Annotated in this window: 11 protein-coding genes; 5 read left to right on the top strand and 6 right to left on the bottom strand. The window is 72.5% G+C overall.

The features are described from left to right. Positions 1 to 79: 79 nt before the first annotated feature. From pglW to AQJ66_RS13540, 4 genes are all read right to left on the bottom strand, one after another. Positions 80 to 4,504 (bottom strand): BREX system serine/threonine kinase PglW, encoded by a 4,425-nt coding sequence (gene pglW, locus AQJ66_RS13555; RefSeq protein ID WP_061920607.1) that lies wholly within the window; start codon positions 4,502 to 4,504, stop codon positions 80 to 82. Between the two features lie 119 nt (positions 4,505 to 4,623). Beyond that, a complete protein-coding gene (locus tag AQJ66_RS13550) occupies positions 4,624 to 5,331 on the bottom strand; it encodes an ester cyclase (protein ID WP_061920605.1) in 708 nt (235 codons plus the stop codon). A 218-nt stretch (positions 5,332 to 5,549) separates the two neighbouring features. Next, positions 5,550 to 6,323 carry an SDR family NAD(P)-dependent oxidoreductase gene (locus AQJ66_RS13545; RefSeq protein WP_061920603.1) on the bottom strand — a complete coding sequence of 258 codons (774 nt, stop codon included), beginning with the start codon at positions 6,321 to 6,323 and terminating at the stop codon, positions 5,550 to 5,552. Between the two features lie 51 nt (positions 6,324 to 6,374). After that, positions 6,375 to 7,043, bottom strand: coding sequence for an MOSC domain-containing protein (locus AQJ66_RS13540; protein WP_061920601.1), 669 nt, complete (start codon positions 7,041 to 7,043; stop codon positions 6,375 to 6,377). An 80-nt stretch (positions 7,044 to 7,123) separates the two neighbouring features. On the opposite strand from AQJ66_RS13540, the gene AQJ66_RS13535 reads away from it, so the two are divergent. Continuing rightward, on the top strand, positions 7,124 to 8,023 hold the full coding sequence (locus tag AQJ66_RS13535; RefSeq protein WP_061920599.1) for a LysR family transcriptional regulator: 900 nt from the start codon (positions 7,124 to 7,126) through the stop codon (positions 8,021 to 8,023). Positions 8,024 to 8,099: 76 nt separating this feature from the next. On the opposite strand, the gene AQJ66_RS13530 is transcribed toward AQJ66_RS13535, so the two are convergent. After that, positions 8,100 to 8,429, bottom strand: a complete 330-nt coding sequence (locus AQJ66_RS13530) for a WhiB family transcriptional regulator (protein ID WP_061920596.1) — start codon at positions 8,427 to 8,429, stop codon at positions 8,100 to 8,102. Between the two features lie 382 nt (positions 8,430 to 8,811). Here AQJ66_RS13530 and AQJ66_RS13525 point away from each other — a divergent pair, with 382 nt between their 5' ends. From AQJ66_RS13525 to AQJ66_RS13510, 4 genes are all read left to right on the top strand, one after another. Next, positions 8,812 to 9,423: a response regulator transcription factor gene (locus tag AQJ66_RS13525; protein WP_003948568.1), complete on the top strand. Its 612-nt coding sequence runs from the start codon at positions 8,812 to 8,814 to the stop codon at positions 9,421 to 9,423. A gap of 312 nt (positions 9,424 to 9,735) precedes the next feature. Continuing rightward, positions 9,736 to 10,323 (top strand): sigma-70 family RNA polymerase sigma factor, encoded by a 588-nt coding sequence (locus AQJ66_RS13520; protein WP_061920594.1) that lies wholly within the window; start codon positions 9,736 to 9,738, stop codon positions 10,321 to 10,323. A 164-nt stretch (positions 10,324 to 10,487) separates the two neighbouring features. Next, on the top strand, positions 10,488 to 11,993 hold the full coding sequence (gene guaB / locus AQJ66_RS13515) for an IMP dehydrogenase (RefSeq protein WP_061920592.1): 1,506 nt from the start codon (positions 10,488 to 10,490) through the stop codon (positions 11,991 to 11,993). 123 nt (positions 11,994 to 12,116) lie between these two features. Next, positions 12,117 to 13,241, top strand: coding sequence for a GuaB3 family IMP dehydrogenase-related protein (locus tag AQJ66_RS13510; protein ID WP_061920590.1), 1,125 nt, complete (start codon positions 12,117 to 12,119; stop codon positions 13,239 to 13,241). Between the two features lie 557 nt (positions 13,242 to 13,798). Here the strand turns inward: AQJ66_RS13510 and AQJ66_RS13505 are convergent. After that, positions 13,799 to 15,007 carry a nucleotide sugar dehydrogenase gene (locus AQJ66_RS13505; RefSeq protein ID WP_061920588.1) on the bottom strand — a complete coding sequence of 403 codons (1,209 nt, stop codon included), beginning with the start codon at positions 15,005 to 15,007 and terminating at the stop codon, positions 13,799 to 13,801. Between the last annotated feature and the right edge of the window lie 37 nt (positions 15,008 to 15,044).

Here is a 15,044-nt window from a genome sequence, read left to right as displayed (position 1 = left end):
TTCAGAAAGAGACGATCAGCGTAGGTTTCTCGGCTCGGCCGGGCAAGGCCCAGTGATGGCGCAACGCCGGACCGGGCGGTCAGGAGGGTGCCCCATCCATTCGCAAGCTCTTCACGAACAACCCGTCCAGCACCTCCCACTCCGTCGCCCGGTCCACCACCTCCACCGTGCGGCCGTCCAGCGTCGGTGTGGCGCGCGGGTCCTCCACCGGCAGCAGCAGCCACAGGCCGTGCGGGGTGTCGGCGGGGCGGCGGGCGGACTGCTGGAGGGTGGCCAGCAGCTCACGACCGCCGGCCTCCCAGTAGCGGGCGATCAGGCCGGCCTCGTGTGCGAGCAGGACCGCGCGCGGGCCGGAGCGTTCCGCCAGGTCCAGGACCCGCTCGCGCACCCGTTCGGCCGCCAGCCGCGTGTAGGAGGCGAGCGCCGCGCTCAGCGTGCCGGTCGCCGTGAACTTGGCGTCCGCCTTCAGCAGGGCCTGCCAGCGCACCGACTGCTCCTCGGCCAGCCCCTTCAGAGCGTCCAGGAACAGCGCGTTCAGCGGCACGGCGGTGGCGCCGAACCGCTCCGCCAGCGCGTCGGCCACACCCGGCAACTCCGCACCCTTCAGGGTGAGCGCCAGGAAGCCGCCCCGGCGACGGGCCTCGGTGAGCCGTGCCGACAGTACCTCGCGCGGGTCCTGGCCCTCGGCGATACGGCCCTGCGCGGCGGCGTAGAGGGAGCTGGTGCTGGTCAGCATCGACGAGGACAGGTTGAGCCTGCTGCCGTTGCCGTCCTGGGCCCTGGGGAAGAAGCGGCGCCGGTCCGGGTCGTAGGACAGGGGGAAGCCCGCTTCCACCAGGGCCTCGGCCAGTTCGACGTACGTCGTCTCCGCCGGCACGGCGAGGCCCGGGAAGCGGGCCCGGATCCTCGCGAGCAGATCCGCCGTGGTGATGCCGGTCTCGGGACGGACGCCGGCCGGCGCCTGCGAGATGCGCAGGGCGCGCGCCAGACCGAGCGAGAGCGGGAACAGCTCCAGCCGCGGCGAGACGGCCACACTGCCGGCCATCGACGCCGCCAGCTCCACCAGCCGCGTGTCGGCCAGGGGGGCCATGCCCTCGGGCGTGGGGATCGCACGCAGCTCGCGGAGCACGGTGGCACGGCCGGGCAGCGGGTCGCGGCCGGCCAGATCCGCGGCCTGTTCGCCCAGCGCTGCCGCGTGGTCGGCGAGTTCGGCCGGCGTCGGATCGTCGGCGCCGGGCTGGTCCTCCAGCGCGATGACGACCCGGCCGCCGCGCCGCTGCACGGCGAAACGGGGCGGTGCCTCGCCCGCGTCGGCGGACTCGGCTCCGGGACGGTCGTCGTCCCGCTTGCGCATCTCCGTCTCGACCGCGGCCCGCACCACCGCCAGCGCCTTGGCCTGGGCCTCGGCCGGATCAGCCGTGCCCGCACCGTGCCGGGCCCGCAGCTCCGCCGCCAGCTCCTCGGCCGTGGACACCCGGTCCCGGTCGGTCAGTATCGCCACCAGCTCGTCGCGGATCCGGCCGAGCCACGGCAGGGCGGCCCACTTCTCGACCGCGGCCTGCTGGTTCTGCGACACGGTCGGCTGGCTGATGCCCAGCGCCTTCGCGATCAGACTCTGGGCCGGCCACGGCTCCAGCGGCTCACCGGCCTCCAGCACGCCGGGAAGCTGGAGGGTGGCCCTGACCACGTCGGAGCGGGGCCTGGTGCGGCGCTTGCCCTCGGGCGGCGTGAGACGCGCGGCCAGCGTGTCGATCGACTCCAGGACCTCTTCCGGCGCGTCCGGCTCCAGCGGCGCGACGGACTTCTTGACGGCGGCCTTGCGGCGCAGCGCCTGCGTCCACTGGCGGTGCCGGCGGTTCAGCTCCTTGCGGATCGCGTTCCCCGCGCCCCGCGCACGGGAGATGTAGTGCGGCGGGATGTCCAGCAGCTCTTCGACGGTGTGGGCCTTCAGCCCCTCGGCGACCGAAACCGCCCGCGGCGACAGGCCCGCGGCGGCCAGCGGAGTTCGCAGACCGGCCGCCGCGGCCGCCTGCTCGCGGGCGTCCTCCAGGTCGTCCGCGCTCAGGCCGACCGTCGCCGGCGTGGTCGCGGGCCGCGCCGCGTCCGCCTTGCGGAAGACCTGCCGCCACGCCTCCTGCAACTGGCGCAGACTGTCGTAGCGCTGCTCGACGTCCCGGTGCAGCGCGCGCTCGAAGAACGCCTTCAGGCCTTCGCTGAGGGCCTGCGGGAACAGCTCGGCCGACACGTGCGGCGCGGTGTCGGACACCATGCGCGGGTCGCCCTGGCCGTCCCCCCACACCGGCCTCTCACCGGAGGCCATCTCGTGCAGGGTCACGGCAGCCGCATACCACTCGGCGTGGTCGTCGTAGCGCGAGCGGCCCGCTCCGCCGAGGAACGGATCGAGGTACCCGCGGGTGCCCGCGTGCACATCCTGGTCCGGGGCGTCGGCCAGCGAGAAGTCGAACAGCATCAGCTGCCAGGAGCCGTCGCTGCGCTTGAACAGGCCAAGGTTGTCCGGCTTGATGTCCCGGTGCCGCACCCCGCGCGCCGCCAGGGTGTCCAGCGCCTCGAACAGGTCGTTGCCGAACCGCTCCAACTGGTCGTAGCCCAAGGGGCCCTGGTCCCGCAGCCGGGAGCCGAGGCTCACCGGTTCCCGGTCGTCCTCCGCGCGGAAACCGCCCGCGTACTCGATCTCCAGGACCGCGTGACCGGCCAGCTCACGCGGCTCGGCGAGCAGCTTCACGATGTGCCCGCCGCCCACCTCCTTCAGCGCCTTCGCCTCCGCGAGCAGACGGGCGTCCTTCTCCTGGTCCAGGGCGACCTTGAACACCCGGAGAGGCTGCTCCCCGTCCTCGCTCGCACCGCGGCGGACCAGCAGCGCGCGGGCGGTGGCGCCGGTGCCGAGCACGCGGACCACCGACCAGGTGCCGTCCAGCGGCTGTCCCGGCTGCACCGTGAGGGGGTCGGCGGCCGGGCCCGCGCTCGGCTCCGGAGCCGCGGCGTCCGTCTCCGCCGCACCGAGCAGTCCCAGGAACTCGTCGACCGATGCCAGACGGTCCCGTACGTCGGCGGCCGTCGCCCGGAAGACGAGGGCGTCGAGGGCGGCCGAGACGGAGTCGGAGACCGCGTAGGGATGCAGTCCGCCGTCGCTCTGCAGCCGTTCCAGCAGTGCGCTGCGGCGATCCGCCGGCGGCCGGCCGGTGAGCAGCAGGTACGTCAGCGATCCCAGCCCGAAGACGTCCAGGTCGACCGGATCGGCGAACTCCTGGTTTGTCTCCGGCGCCAGGTACACCTGCGCCGTGTCCGCGATCAGACCCCCGTCCAAGGGCGTGTCCCCGAGGGAGCGGTGCAGGGTCGTCTCGAAGTCCCGAGCCGCGGTCTGCCAGTCGGCGATCCGCAGCACGGGGGCACTGCCGTCCTCGCGTGCCGAGACGTAGACCGACCGTGCGGCCAGCGCCCGGTGGTAGAGGGACCGGTTGTGCGCGTAGCGCACCGCCTCGGCGAGCTGCCTTACCAGGTCGAGCCGCTGACCGGGAGTGAGGTGGCCGCCGTACGCGTCGAGATAGGCGTCCAACCGCAGATCCGACTCGCGGTGCCGGAACAGGATCGCCGGGCCGCCCTGGTGCTCGCGGATCTGCACCGCCTGCACGATGCCCCGGTGGTTGATGCCCTGCAGCACCTGGTACTCGCGGCGCGCTGCCCGGTCCACTTTCGCGCGCTGCTCCTCGGAGGCGGCCGCTCCCGCCAGGTATATACGGACGCGCCCGCTCTCCTGGACCAGCCCGTCGTCCCGTACGGCCAGCCGGTCCTCCCAGCCGGGGCCCGCGTCCAGAGCGCGCGGCTCGAGCTTCCAGTCGTCCCCGAACCGCAGGTGTGCGGTGGAGTGACTGATGCCGATCCTCTGCATCAGCCGCTCCAGCCGCTGGCTGACGACCGGGGTGATGCGCCAGCTCTCCCGCTCCGGGGGACGGCCGAGCAGATCGTCCCAGATCTTCGGCAGGCCGCTCGCGCCGTCGTTGCGGCCGTAGACCGCGGTCCGCTGGAACTCGTCCAGCTCGCTCACGAGCCCCGGGTCGTGGAGGAACACCGCGGGCTTGATGAACGGGACGTCCTTGGGACTCATGCCGAGCGTGCGGGCCGCCCGCTCCAGCTGTCCCTTCAGCTCCTTGGCCTTGAGGTCGGTCAGATGGAGGGGATTGCGCAGCGTACGCAGCCGGTCTCCGTGGAACTGCCAGGTGTCGCCGTGGTTCACGACCCTGCCGGGGTGACCCTTCAGCTCCAGAAGGTAGAGGCCGCCGGGTACGGCGATGAGCACATCGCACTCGTTGACCCGGCCCGACGCCGCGGTGAACTGGAACGTCGCCCACGCCCGAAACGGCTCCGTCTTCGGCATCAGGCCGCGTAGATGGTCCAGGCCCTCCTGCTCCCACTGGAATCCGGATCGCCGTGGCTGGAACCAGCGCTCACGGGGGGCAGGAGCTGTCGGCTTGGGGGCGGCGGGCACCCAGCACCTCCGGAACGGCAGTAGGACCTGAGGAAGGGCACGAGGACGCGGTGCGTGCCCCCCTCAACGACTCGGCCGAAATCCTAGTCCGCTCCTACGACATCTGATCCGGGACCGGCCTACTGCTCCAACTCGTCCAGCGCCCCCACCTGCTGCATCAGCCCCAGCTGATCGTGCTGCCACCAGAGCTCCGCGATCTTGCCGTTCTCGCCGAAGCGGAACATGGTCAGCCCGGTCATGGAGACGTGCCTGCCGGTGGGGGAGATGCCCAGGAAGTCGCCGGTGTGCGTGGCGTTCCAGGTCCAGCGGGCGCAGGCGCGGTCGCCCTGGGCCAGGACGTCCTCGACCGTCATGGAGACGTCGAAGGCGGACCGCCACATCCGGTACTCGCTGCGGACGCCGTCCAGGCCGATGGTGTCCTGCGGGTTCATCGGGTCGTGGCTGTGGACGTCCTCGTCCAGCAGGTCGTTGAGCGGGGACAGCTCGCCCGGTGCCTGCAGCGCCTCGAAGAAGCGGCGCACGGTGATCTCGGTCAGCAGTTCGTCGCGGACGACCTCCAGGTCCGTGAAGGTCGGCATCTCGTCGCACAGCGCGACCATGTCGTGGAAGATCCGGTCGGTCTCCGGGAGGTTGGAGTTGCGCATCGCCTCCTCGTACGACGGGAACTCCACCACCTCGACGATGTGCGACGCGTCCGAGCGGTCCTTGGCGACCAGCGCGTGCGTCGCCGTCCGCCTCCCCCTGGTCTGCGCGACCCAGTCGTCGATGAGCCGGTTCATCTCGTCCAGCCGGCTCGTCCGGCACTCGATGAGCTGTACGAAGGTCATGGCGCCGCCTCCGGGGTCCCCTGGTCTGGTCCGCTTCCGGTACGCCCCATTTTCCCGGTTCAGGCCGTCTGTCGCCACAGCCTGGCCGGGCGGTGCGCGCGGCCCGCGCGGGCCCAGGCCGGACGGCGTCGGCGGGCGGGTCCCCCACCCGCTGGTGCGCCAGGCTGTGCGGCCGCTCGTGACCCCGCCGCACAAGAAGGGGAGGATCGGGAGGGACGTCAGTTCGGCCCGTACTTGCGCCCCGTCCGGGAGCTGACCCCGCCCAGCAGCCCGCGCGGCGTGACCTTCACCAGGCCCATCAGGGCCTTGTACCGCGGGTCGGGGATGGAGACGGTCCTCCCCCGGGCCAGGTCGGCGAGGGCCGCCGCGACCAGCTTGTCCGCGTCCAGCCACATCCAGCCAGGGATGTTGTCCGTGCCCATCCCGGCCCGCTGGTGGAACTCGGTGCGCACGAAGCCGGGGCACAGCGCCATCAGGCGCACCCCGCTGCCCGCCAGGTCCTTCGCGGCGCCCTGGGTGAACTGCACGACCCAGGCCTTGGAGGCGCCGTAGGTGCCCCGGGGGACGAAGGCGGCCACCGAGGCGACGTTCACGATCCCGCCCCGGCCGCGCTCGCGCATCGCGTCGGCCGCCGCCGAGGTCAGCCGCAGCACCGCCTCGCAGTGCACCTTGAGCATCCTCAGCTCGTCGGCCATGGACACGTCCAGGAAGCGGCCCTTGTTGCCGAAGCCGGCGTTGTTGACGAGTAGGTCGACCGGGTTGCGCCGGTCGCCGAGCCGGTCGGCCACCGTCTCGATGCCCTTGTCCTCGGCGAGGTCGGCGGTCAGCACCTCCGCCTCGATGCCGTGCCGGTCGTGCAGTTCGGTCGCCTGCTCGCGCAGCCGCCCGGTGTCCCGCGCGACCAGGACGAGGTCGTGCCCGTCAGCCGCAAGCCGCCGTGCGAACGCGGCGCCGATGCCCGCGGTCGATCCCGTAATCAGAGCCGTTGTCATGCACCAAGGGTAGTGACCCTGAGCGACGGCGCCCGCCGCCGGTGACGGCGCTCAGTGGCCCTGGGCGGCGACGTACGCGCGGGCCGCGGACAGCGCCTCGGGGTGCAGCGCCGGGCCCGCCGCGAGCAGCCGCGGCAGCAGCTCCCGCTCCGTGGTCGTCGCGCGGAACTCGAGGGCGGCCGTCACGTCGTGGTCCGGGCGGTGCACGATCTCGATCGGGTCGCCCGCGCGTATCTCGCCCGGTTCGATCACCCGGAGGTAGGCACCCGTGACGCCCTTCCGGGTGAACCTCTTCACCCAGCCCCGCTCGCCCAGATGGCCCTGGAACGTGCGGCACGGGATCCGCCCCGAGGTCACCTCCAGCACCACCTCGGAACCGATCCGCCAGCGCTCCCCGACCAGCGCCCCGGAGACGTCCAGCCCGCCGGTCGTCAGGTTCTCGCCGAAGCAGCCGTTGGCCAGCGACCGGCCCAGTTCGCGCTCCCAGGTGTCGAGGTCCTCGCGCGCGTAGGCGTACACGGCCTGGTCGTCCCCGCCGTGGTGGCGCAGCTCGCACACCGCGTCCCCGGCCAGCCCGCTGCCGCCGATCCCCTTGGGGCCGGGGGCCGTCACCCGCACCGGCCCGACGGCGGGCCGCTTGTCGATGCCCGTCACACCCTGCGGCTGGTCGGTGTACGGCACGGGCCGCGGGCGGCCCAGGTTGACCGAGAGAAGCTCCATGGCCGCACCGTACGAGAGCGATCCTCAAAGCGTCGAGCGAATTTCCAGCGCCCTGCCCAAGGCGGGCTTATGCTCGAAGGGTGATCGAGGCCCGTCATCTCCGCGTCCTGCGCGCCGTCGCCACCACCGGTTCCTTCTCGGCGGCGGGGCGCGAGCTGGGCTGCACCCAGCCCGCCGTCAGCCAGCAGATGAAGGCGCTGGAGGGCTCGGTCGGTACCCCGCTGCTGGTCCGCAGCGGCCGTGAGATGCGCCTGACCGAGGCCGGCGAGGCCCTGGTCCGGCACGCCTCCGGGATCCTCGCCGGGCTCACCGCGGCCGAGGAGGAGGTCGCCGCCATCGCGGGCCTGCGCGCGGGCCGGGTCCGGCTGGTCTCCTTCCCCAGTGGCAGCTCCACACTGGTCCCCACCGCCCTGGCCGCGCTGCGCGCGGCCCATCCCGGCACCCGCGTCTCCCTGGAGGAGGCGGAGCCCCCGCGGTCCGCGGAGCTGCTGCGCGAGGGCGACTGCGACCTGGCCCTGGCCTTCCGCTACGAGGGCGCGGCGGTCGCCGAGGACTGGGACGACCTCGTCGTACGGCCGCTGCTGACGGACCGCCTCGTCGCGCTCGTGCCCGAGCGGCACCGGCTCGCGCGCGCGGAGTCCGTAGCGATCGGGGAGCTGGCCCGCGAGCCCTGGATCGCGGGCTGCCCGCGCTGCCGCGGCCAGCTGGTGGAGGTGTGCGAGAGCGCCGGCTTCACGCCGCGCATCGACTTCGCCACCGACGACTACCCGGCGGTGGCGGGCCTGGTGGGCGCGGGTCTCGGGGTCGCGGTGCTGCCCCGGCTCGCGGTGGAGTCGGTACGGCCGCGGGGGGTGCGCACGGTGGCGCTCGAGCCGGAGGTGCGGCGGGAGATCGTCGCCCTCACCCTGCCCGACCTGGCACGGGTGCCGGCGGTGGCGGCGACGCTGGAGCAGCTGGCCCGGGCGGCCGGGCGCGTGTGAGAGGCAGAACGGAAGGGGGGCAGGGTCACGGGGCACGCGCGCGCGTGCCGGGGGGAACGTCTGGAGAAACGTTCCTTCAGTGATGTGAGGCGGTGCCCTCGCCGGTGGTCGACGCCGACACCAGGCGGTTGCGTGCCCGCCCCATCAACTCTTCGCGCTCGTCCTCGGTGAGGCCGCCCCAGACGCCGTACGGCTCGCGCACCGCCAGGGCGTGCGCCGCGCACTCCGCGCGGACCGGGCACCTCATGCAGACCTCCTTGGCCGAGTTCTCGCGAGCGCTCCGAGCCGCCCCGCGCTCGCCCTCCGGGTGGAAGAAGAGCGAGCTGTCCACCCCGCGGCAGGCAGCCAGCAGCTGCCAGTCCCACAGGTCCGCGTTCGGTCCGGGAAGGCGGGAGAAATCTGCCATTACGTGACCCCTTGTAGCCGTTCTGGGCGGATACAGTGCCAAGCGACCGTACATGTCCGGTCTAAGGAGATGAAAATATGACTCATTGCGAATCTAGCCCCAGACACCGGGAAACGGGAGCAAAAACGTCTAAATGGGGCATGGGATGTGATGAAACGTTGAGGGTCGGCCCGCCATGCCTCCTCCGTGTCGGCCCCCTCACGTAGAGTGCCGAAGACGGCACGCGGCCCCGTAACTCTTTCGAGTGACCGTCGTTGAGAGTGCGGAGGCGGTTGAAAACACAAGTGCTCGGGCAGGCGTCCGAGACGGTCGACCGCACAGGTGACGATTCCGTACCAGCCTGGAGGCTCAAGGTGACGCGCATCAGCTGCGGAGGGCGGTCATGACATCCGTCCTCGTCTGCGACGACTCCCCGCTTGCCCGAGAGGCGCTCCGCCGCGCGGTCGCGACCGTGCCCGGCGTCGAGCGTGTGACGACGGCGGCCAACGGCGAGGAAGTCCTCCGCCGCTGGGGCGCCGACCGCTCCGACCTCATCCTGATGGACGTACGCATGCCCGGCCTGGGCGGCGTCGAGACCGTGCGCCGGCTGCTGTCCGCCGACCCGGGCGCACGCATCATCATGCTCACCGTCGCCGAGGACCTCGACGGTGTGGCCCTCGCGGTCGCCGCCGGCGCCCGGGGCTACCTGCACAAGGACGCCTCACGCGCGGAGCTGCGCGCCACGGTGACGCAGGCCCTCGCCGACCCCACCTGGCGACTCGCCCCGCGCCGCCTGCGCTCGGCGGAGATGGGCGCCGCGCCCACCCTCACCGCGCGGGAGATCCAGGTCCTCGAGGGCATGAGTCACGGACGCTCCAACGCCGAGATCGGCCGCGAGCTGTTCCTGTCCGAGGACACCGTCAAGACGCACGCCCGCCGTCTGTTCAAGAAGCTCGGCGCCTCCGACCGCGCCCACGCGGTGGCCCTCGGCTTCCGCTGGGGACTGGTCCGGTAGGCAGCGCGGTGCACCGCGGCGGGGCTGCGGTCCGCCACCCGGGCATCCCCGCCCCCGCCTGCCCCGGGGCAGGCGGGGAGGAGCGCGCCCGGAGCCCCCGGCGGGCGCACGGCAAGGCGGCCCGCCGGACGCCCGCTGCTCGTTTCGGCGCGGATGCCGCATCCTTGAGATGTGGAGTCTCTCGGGGACGAGTCGGTCGAGCGGAAGGGGAGGGCGCAGGGGATGAGTGCCGGCGCACCTGCTCATAACGCTTCGGTGCACAACCACGAACACGATGCGACGGACCGGACGGCCGCAGGGCACCATGGACCGATGCGCGACGACGAGGCGGGCACGGCCCAGGGGCCGATCGGTGCCCTCGTGCACCGCGCCGTCGACGGGGATGCGCAGGCCACGCACGACCTGCTCGCCCACGTCCACCCGCTGGCGCTGCGCTACTGCCGCACCCGGCTGTCCCGGCTCCCGGGCGACGCGCGCCACTTCGTCGAGGACCTCGCCCAGGAGGTCTGCGTCGCGGTCCTGCTGGCCCTGCCGCGCTACCGCGACACCGGCCGCCCCTTCGAGGCCTTCGTCTTCGCCATCGCCTCCCACAAGGTCGCCGACCTGCAGCGCGCAGCGATGCGCCACCCGGGCTCGACGGCGGTGCCGTCCGACGAGATGCCCGAGCGCCCGGACGACTCCCTCGGCCCCGAGGAGCGCGCCCTGCTCAGCAGCGACGCCGAGTGGGCCAAGAAGCTGCTGGCCAACCTCCCCGAGAACCAGCGCGAGCTGCTCCTGCTCCGCATCGCCGTGGGCTTGACCGCGGAGGAGACCGGGCAGATGTTGGGAATGTCACCCGGCGCCGTCCGGGTGGCCCAGCACCGGGCGCTGAGCCGCCTGCGCGCACTCGCCGAGCAGTAACGGCCTTGCGGGGAGCGGCCGGAGCTCCCCGCCGTGAACGGGCCCCACCTCGTTTCCGTACGAACATACGAAGCCGGAAGCGGCCCCGCTCTGTGGAATGTGATGGCGACGCTTCCCGTTAGCATGGACATCCGCACCGATCAAGGCCATTTGGGGAAGGTGTCATGACTGCGAACGTCGACGGAGTGCCCGGTAAATTCGCGACACTCGGGCTGACCTACGACGACGTGCTGCTGCTGCCGGGCGCATCCGAGGTGCTCCCCAACGCGGTCGACACCTCGTCCCGCATCTCCCGCAACGTCCGGGTGAACATCCCGATGCTGTCGGCGGCGATGGACAAGGTGACCGAGTCCCGCATGGCGATCGCGATGGCCCGGCTGGGCGGCGTCGGCGTGCTGCACCGCAACCTGTCCGTCGAGGACCAGGTCAACCAGGTCGACCTGGTGAAGCGGTCGGAGTCCGGCATGGTCACCGACCCGATCACGGTGCACCCGGAGGCCACCCTCGCCGAGGCCGACGCGCTGTGCGCGAAGTTCCGCATCAGCGGCGTCCCCGTCACCGACCCGGCGGGCAAGCTGCTCGGCATCGTGACCAACCGCGACATGGCCTTCGAGAGCGACCGCAGCCGCCGCGTGCACGAGGTCATGACCCCGATGCCGCTGGTCACCGGCAGGGTGGGCATCTCCGGCCCCGAGGCCATGGAGCTGCTGCGCAAGCACAAGATCGAGAAGCTGCCCCTGGTGGACGAGCAGAACGTCCTCAAGGGCCTGATCACGGTCAAGGACTTCGTCAAGGCCGAGAAGTACCCCAACGCCGCCAAGGACGCCGAGGGCCGTCTCCTCGTCGGTGCCGCGGTCGGCGCCAGCCCGGAGGCGCTGGAGCGCGCCCAGGCGCTCGCCGAGGCCGGTGCGGACTTCCTGGTCGTCGACACCTCGCACGGCCACAACAGCAACGCCCTGAGCTGGATGGCGAAGATCAAGTCGAGCGTGGGCGTCGACGTGATCGGCGGCAACGTGGCCACGCGCGACGGCGCCCAGGCCCTGATCGACGCCGGCGTGGACGGCATCAAGGTCGGCGTGGGCCCCGGCTCCATCTGCACCACCCGCGTGGTCGCCGGCATCGGCGTCCCCCAGGTCACCGCCATCTACGAGGCGTCCCTCGCGGCCCGTCCGGCCGGCGTCCCGCTGATCGGCGACGGCGGCCTGCAGTACTCCGGCGACATCGGCAAGGCGCTGGCCGCCGGCGCCGACACGGTGATGCTGGGCAGCCTGCTGGCCGGCTGCGAGGAGTCCCCGGGCGAGCTGCTCTTCATCAACGGCAAGCAGTTCAAGTCGTACCGCGGCATGGGCTCGCTGGGCGCCATGCAGTCGCGCGGCCAGGGCAAGTCGTACTCGAAGGACCGCTACTTCCAGGCCGACGTGACGTCGGACGAGAAGCTCGTGCCCGAGGGTGTCGAGGGCCAGGTGCCCTACCGCGGTCCCCTCGCCAACGTCCTGCACCAGCTCGTCGGCGGCCTGCGCCAGACCATGGGCTACGTCGGCGCCGCCACCGTCGCGGAGATGGAGTCCAAGGGCCACTTCGTGCGGATCACCTCCGCGGGTCTGAAGGAGTCCCACCCGCACGACATCCAGATGACGGTCGAGGCCCCGAACTACAGCAACAACAACTGACGCACGCGCGCGTGAAGCCCTTCCAGGCGTGATCGACGGCGGCCCCGGAACCTCCGGGGCCGCCGTCGCCGTACCCGTCGGCGATACTGGAAGACGCTGAACGCATCAGGGAAAGGCCTAGACGTGACTGAGATCGAGATCGGGCGCGGCAAGCGCGGCCGCCGGGCGTACGCCTTCGACGACATCGCCGTCGTCCCCAGCCGCCGGACCCGGGACCCGAAGGAGGTCTCGATCGCCTGGCAGATCGACGCCTACCGCTTCGAGCTGCCCTTCCTGGCCGCCCCCATGGACTCCGTCGTCTCCCCGGCCACCGCGATCCGCATCGGCGAGCTCGGCGGCCTCGGTGTGCTCAACCTCGAGGGCCTGTGGACCCGCCACGAGGACCCGCAGCCGCTGCTGGACGAGATCGTCGGGCTGGACGCGCAGACGGCCACGCGCCGCCTCCAGGAGATCTACGCGGCGCCCATCAAGGAGGAGCTGATCGGCGCCCGCATCAAGGAGGTGCGCGACTCCGGTGTGGTCACCGCCGCCGCGCTCTCCCCGCAGCGCACCGCCCAGTTCTCCAAGGCGGTCGTGGACGCGGGCGTGGACATCTTCGTCATCCGCGGTACGACGGTCTCGGCGGAGCACGTGTCGTCCTCGCACGAGCCGCTGAACCTCAAGCAGTTCATCTACGAGCTGGACGTGCCGGTGATCGTCGGCGGCTGCGCCACCTACACCGCCGCCCTGCACCTGATGCGCACCGGCGCGGCCGGCGTCCTCGTCGGCTTCGGCGGCGGCGCCGCGCACACCACGCGCAACGTCCTCGGCATCCAGGTTCCGATGGCCACCGCGGTCGCCGACGTGGCCGCGGCCCGCCGCGACTACATGGACGAGTCCGGCGGCCGGTACGTGCACGTGATCGCGGACGGCGGCGTCGGCTGGTCCGGCGACCTGCCGAAGGCGGTCGCCTGCGGCGCCGACGCGGTGATGATGGGCTCGCCCCTCGCGCGCGCCACCGACGGGCCGGGCCGCGGCCACCACTGGGGCATGGAGGCCGTCAACGAGGAGCTGCCGCGCGGCCAGAAGGTCGACCTGGGCACCGTCGGCACCATCGAGGAGATCCTCACGGGCCCCTCGCACACCCCCGACGGCTCCATGAACTTCTTCGGCGCCCTGCGCCGCGCCATGGCCACGACCGGCTACAGCGAGCTCAAGGAGTTCCAGCGGGTCGAGGTCACGGTGGCGGACTCGGTGCACCGGCGGTAGTCGCCGGGGCGGTCCCCGAAGCGCCTGAAGGGCCGGTGGTCCGGGAGGACGACCGGCCCTTTCGCATGCCCAAGTGGGCGTGTACGGGGGCGCGTTGGGTGAGAGTGGGCGCGTGGTTGCGTTTGTGGCGGATGCGGGCCGAACGGGCGTAAGGGGGCGGTAGTGTCCGTGATCGGCGCCCCAAGCTCTCTGGGGAGCCCCCTTCCAAGGACACAGACCGGCCCCGCCCTCGGGGCCCGGCCCGAATTCCAAGCGGACCGCCTACCGGGTCTCTGGGCGGCGTCGTGGAAGGGGGCGTCCCCATGGACCGTCACCGCAAGCCCACTCGCTGGGATCGCATGCGGCTTCGGCTGGTGCAGTCCAAGAGGAGGTGGATCGTGCGGATTCACGGGCGATGAGCGGCCACCCCCAAGAGGACTAGGGGTGGACACTCCGTAACTCGCTCAGGAGCCTGCCGCAGTACCCGCTGCGGTGGGCTCCACCTGTCTCCGTAAGCTACCCGCGCTCCGCCGTCCATGCCACCGGCACCGAGGCCCGACACGCCTTCGCGCCCCCCTTCACAACCGGTGCGCCGCCCCCGTGGGTGTGGCCCCCCGGGTGTCCAGGAGCAGCTGGGCCTTCACCGACAGGCCCTGGAGGTCGTACGTGCGATGCGGCTGGAGCAGGAGCGTGAGGTCGGCGTCGGCGGCGGCCTCGTAGAAGGAGTCCGCGCGCGGGACCGGGCGGTCCAGGACGTTCCAGGCGGGCACGTACGGGTCGTGGTAGCTGACGGAGGCGCCCAGCTCCATCAGCCGTACGGCGATCTCCCGGGCGGGTGCGGCCTGCTGGTCGGCCAGGTCGGGCTTGTAGGTGACGCCCAGGAGCAGGATGCGGGCGCCGCGCGCGGACTTGCCGTGCTCGTTGAGGAGCGCGGCCGCGCGCTGGACCACGTACCGGGGCATCCGGCTGTTGACCTGCTGGGCCAGCTCGACCATGCGCAGGGTGCGGCCGGCGTGGCCGGTGAGGTCCTGCGGGACGCCGTACCCGCCGACGCCCGGGCCCGGCCGGAACGCCTGGAAGCCGAACGGCTTGGTCTCGGCGCACCGGATGACGTCCCACAGGTCGACGCCCAGCTCGTGGCACAGGACGGCCATCTCGTTGACGAGCGCGATGTTGACGTGCCGGAAGTTGGTCTCCAGCAGCTGCACCGTCTCCGCCTCGCGCAGCCCGCGCGCGCGGACCACCTTGTCGGTGAGCCGCCCGTAGAAGGCGGCGGCCGACTCGGTGCAGGCCGGGGTGAGGCCGCCGATGACCCGAGGCGTGCCGGCCGGGGTGCGGTCGCGGTTGCCGGGGTCGACCCGGCTGGGGGAGTAGGCGAGGTGGAAGTCGCGGCCGGCGCGCAGCCCAGAGCCCTCCTCCAGCAGGGGCCGCAGGAACTCCTCCGTGGTCCCGGGCAGCACGGGCGACTCCAGGATGACCGTGGTGTGCGGGCGCAGCCGCTCGGCGAGCGTGCGGGCGGCCGCCTCCACCTGGCCGAGGTCCAGGCCGCCGTCGGCGCCGCGCGGGGTGGGCGCGCAGATCACGGCGGTGCGGACCCGGCCGAGCTGGGCCGGGTCGGTGCCCGGCCGGAAGCCCGTGGCGTGCATGCGCCGCAGCTCGGCGGGGCTGAGCGAGCCCGCCTCGGGCCCGGTGGCGTACCCGATCGTGGGGATGCCGGCGGCGACGGCGGCCTGGGCGAGCGGCAGGCCGTAGGGACCGAGTCCGATCACGGCGAGATCTGCGGGCATGGCGTGAGCCGTCCTTCCCAGTATCCGAAGCGGGACA

It is taken from the genome of Streptomyces bungoensis, from assembly GCF_001514215.1.
In the GTDB taxonomy this organism is placed as follows: Bacteria; Actinomycetota; Actinomycetes; order Streptomycetales; family Streptomycetaceae; genus Streptomyces; species Streptomyces bungoensis.
The sequence above is the reverse complement of the archived record's forward strand: the minus strand, read 5'-3'. Positions and strand labels throughout refer to the sequence as shown.

Coding starts and splice junctions, on each gene's coding strand:
- guaB (WP_061920592.1), top strand. CDS start 10,488: ATGACTGCGAACGTCGACGGAGTGCCCGGTAAATTCGCGACACTCGGG.
- AQJ66_RS13550 (WP_061920605.1), bottom strand. CDS start 5,331: ATGACCTTCGTACAGCTCATCGAGTGCCGGACGAGCCGGCTGGACGAG.
- AQJ66_RS13525 (WP_003948568.1), top strand. CDS start 8,812: ATGACATCCGTCCTCGTCTGCGACGACTCCCCGCTTGCCCGAGAGGCG.
- AQJ66_RS13540 (WP_061920601.1), bottom strand. CDS start 7,043: ATGGAGCTTCTCTCGGTCAACCTGGGCCGCCCGCGGCCCGTGCCGTAC.
- AQJ66_RS13530 (WP_061920596.1), bottom strand. CDS start 8,429: ATGGCAGATTTCTCCCGCCTTCCCGGACCGAACGCGGACCTGTGGGAC.
- AQJ66_RS13505 (WP_061920588.1), bottom strand. CDS start 15,007: ATGCCCGCAGATCTCGCCGTGATCGGACTCGGTCCCTACGGCCTGCCG.
- AQJ66_RS13545 (WP_061920603.1), bottom strand. CDS start 6,323: ATGACAACGGCTCTGATTACGGGATCGACCGCGGGCATCGGCGCCGCG.
- AQJ66_RS13520 (WP_061920594.1), top strand. CDS start 9,736: ATGCGCGACGACGAGGCGGGCACGGCCCAGGGGCCGATCGGTGCCCTC.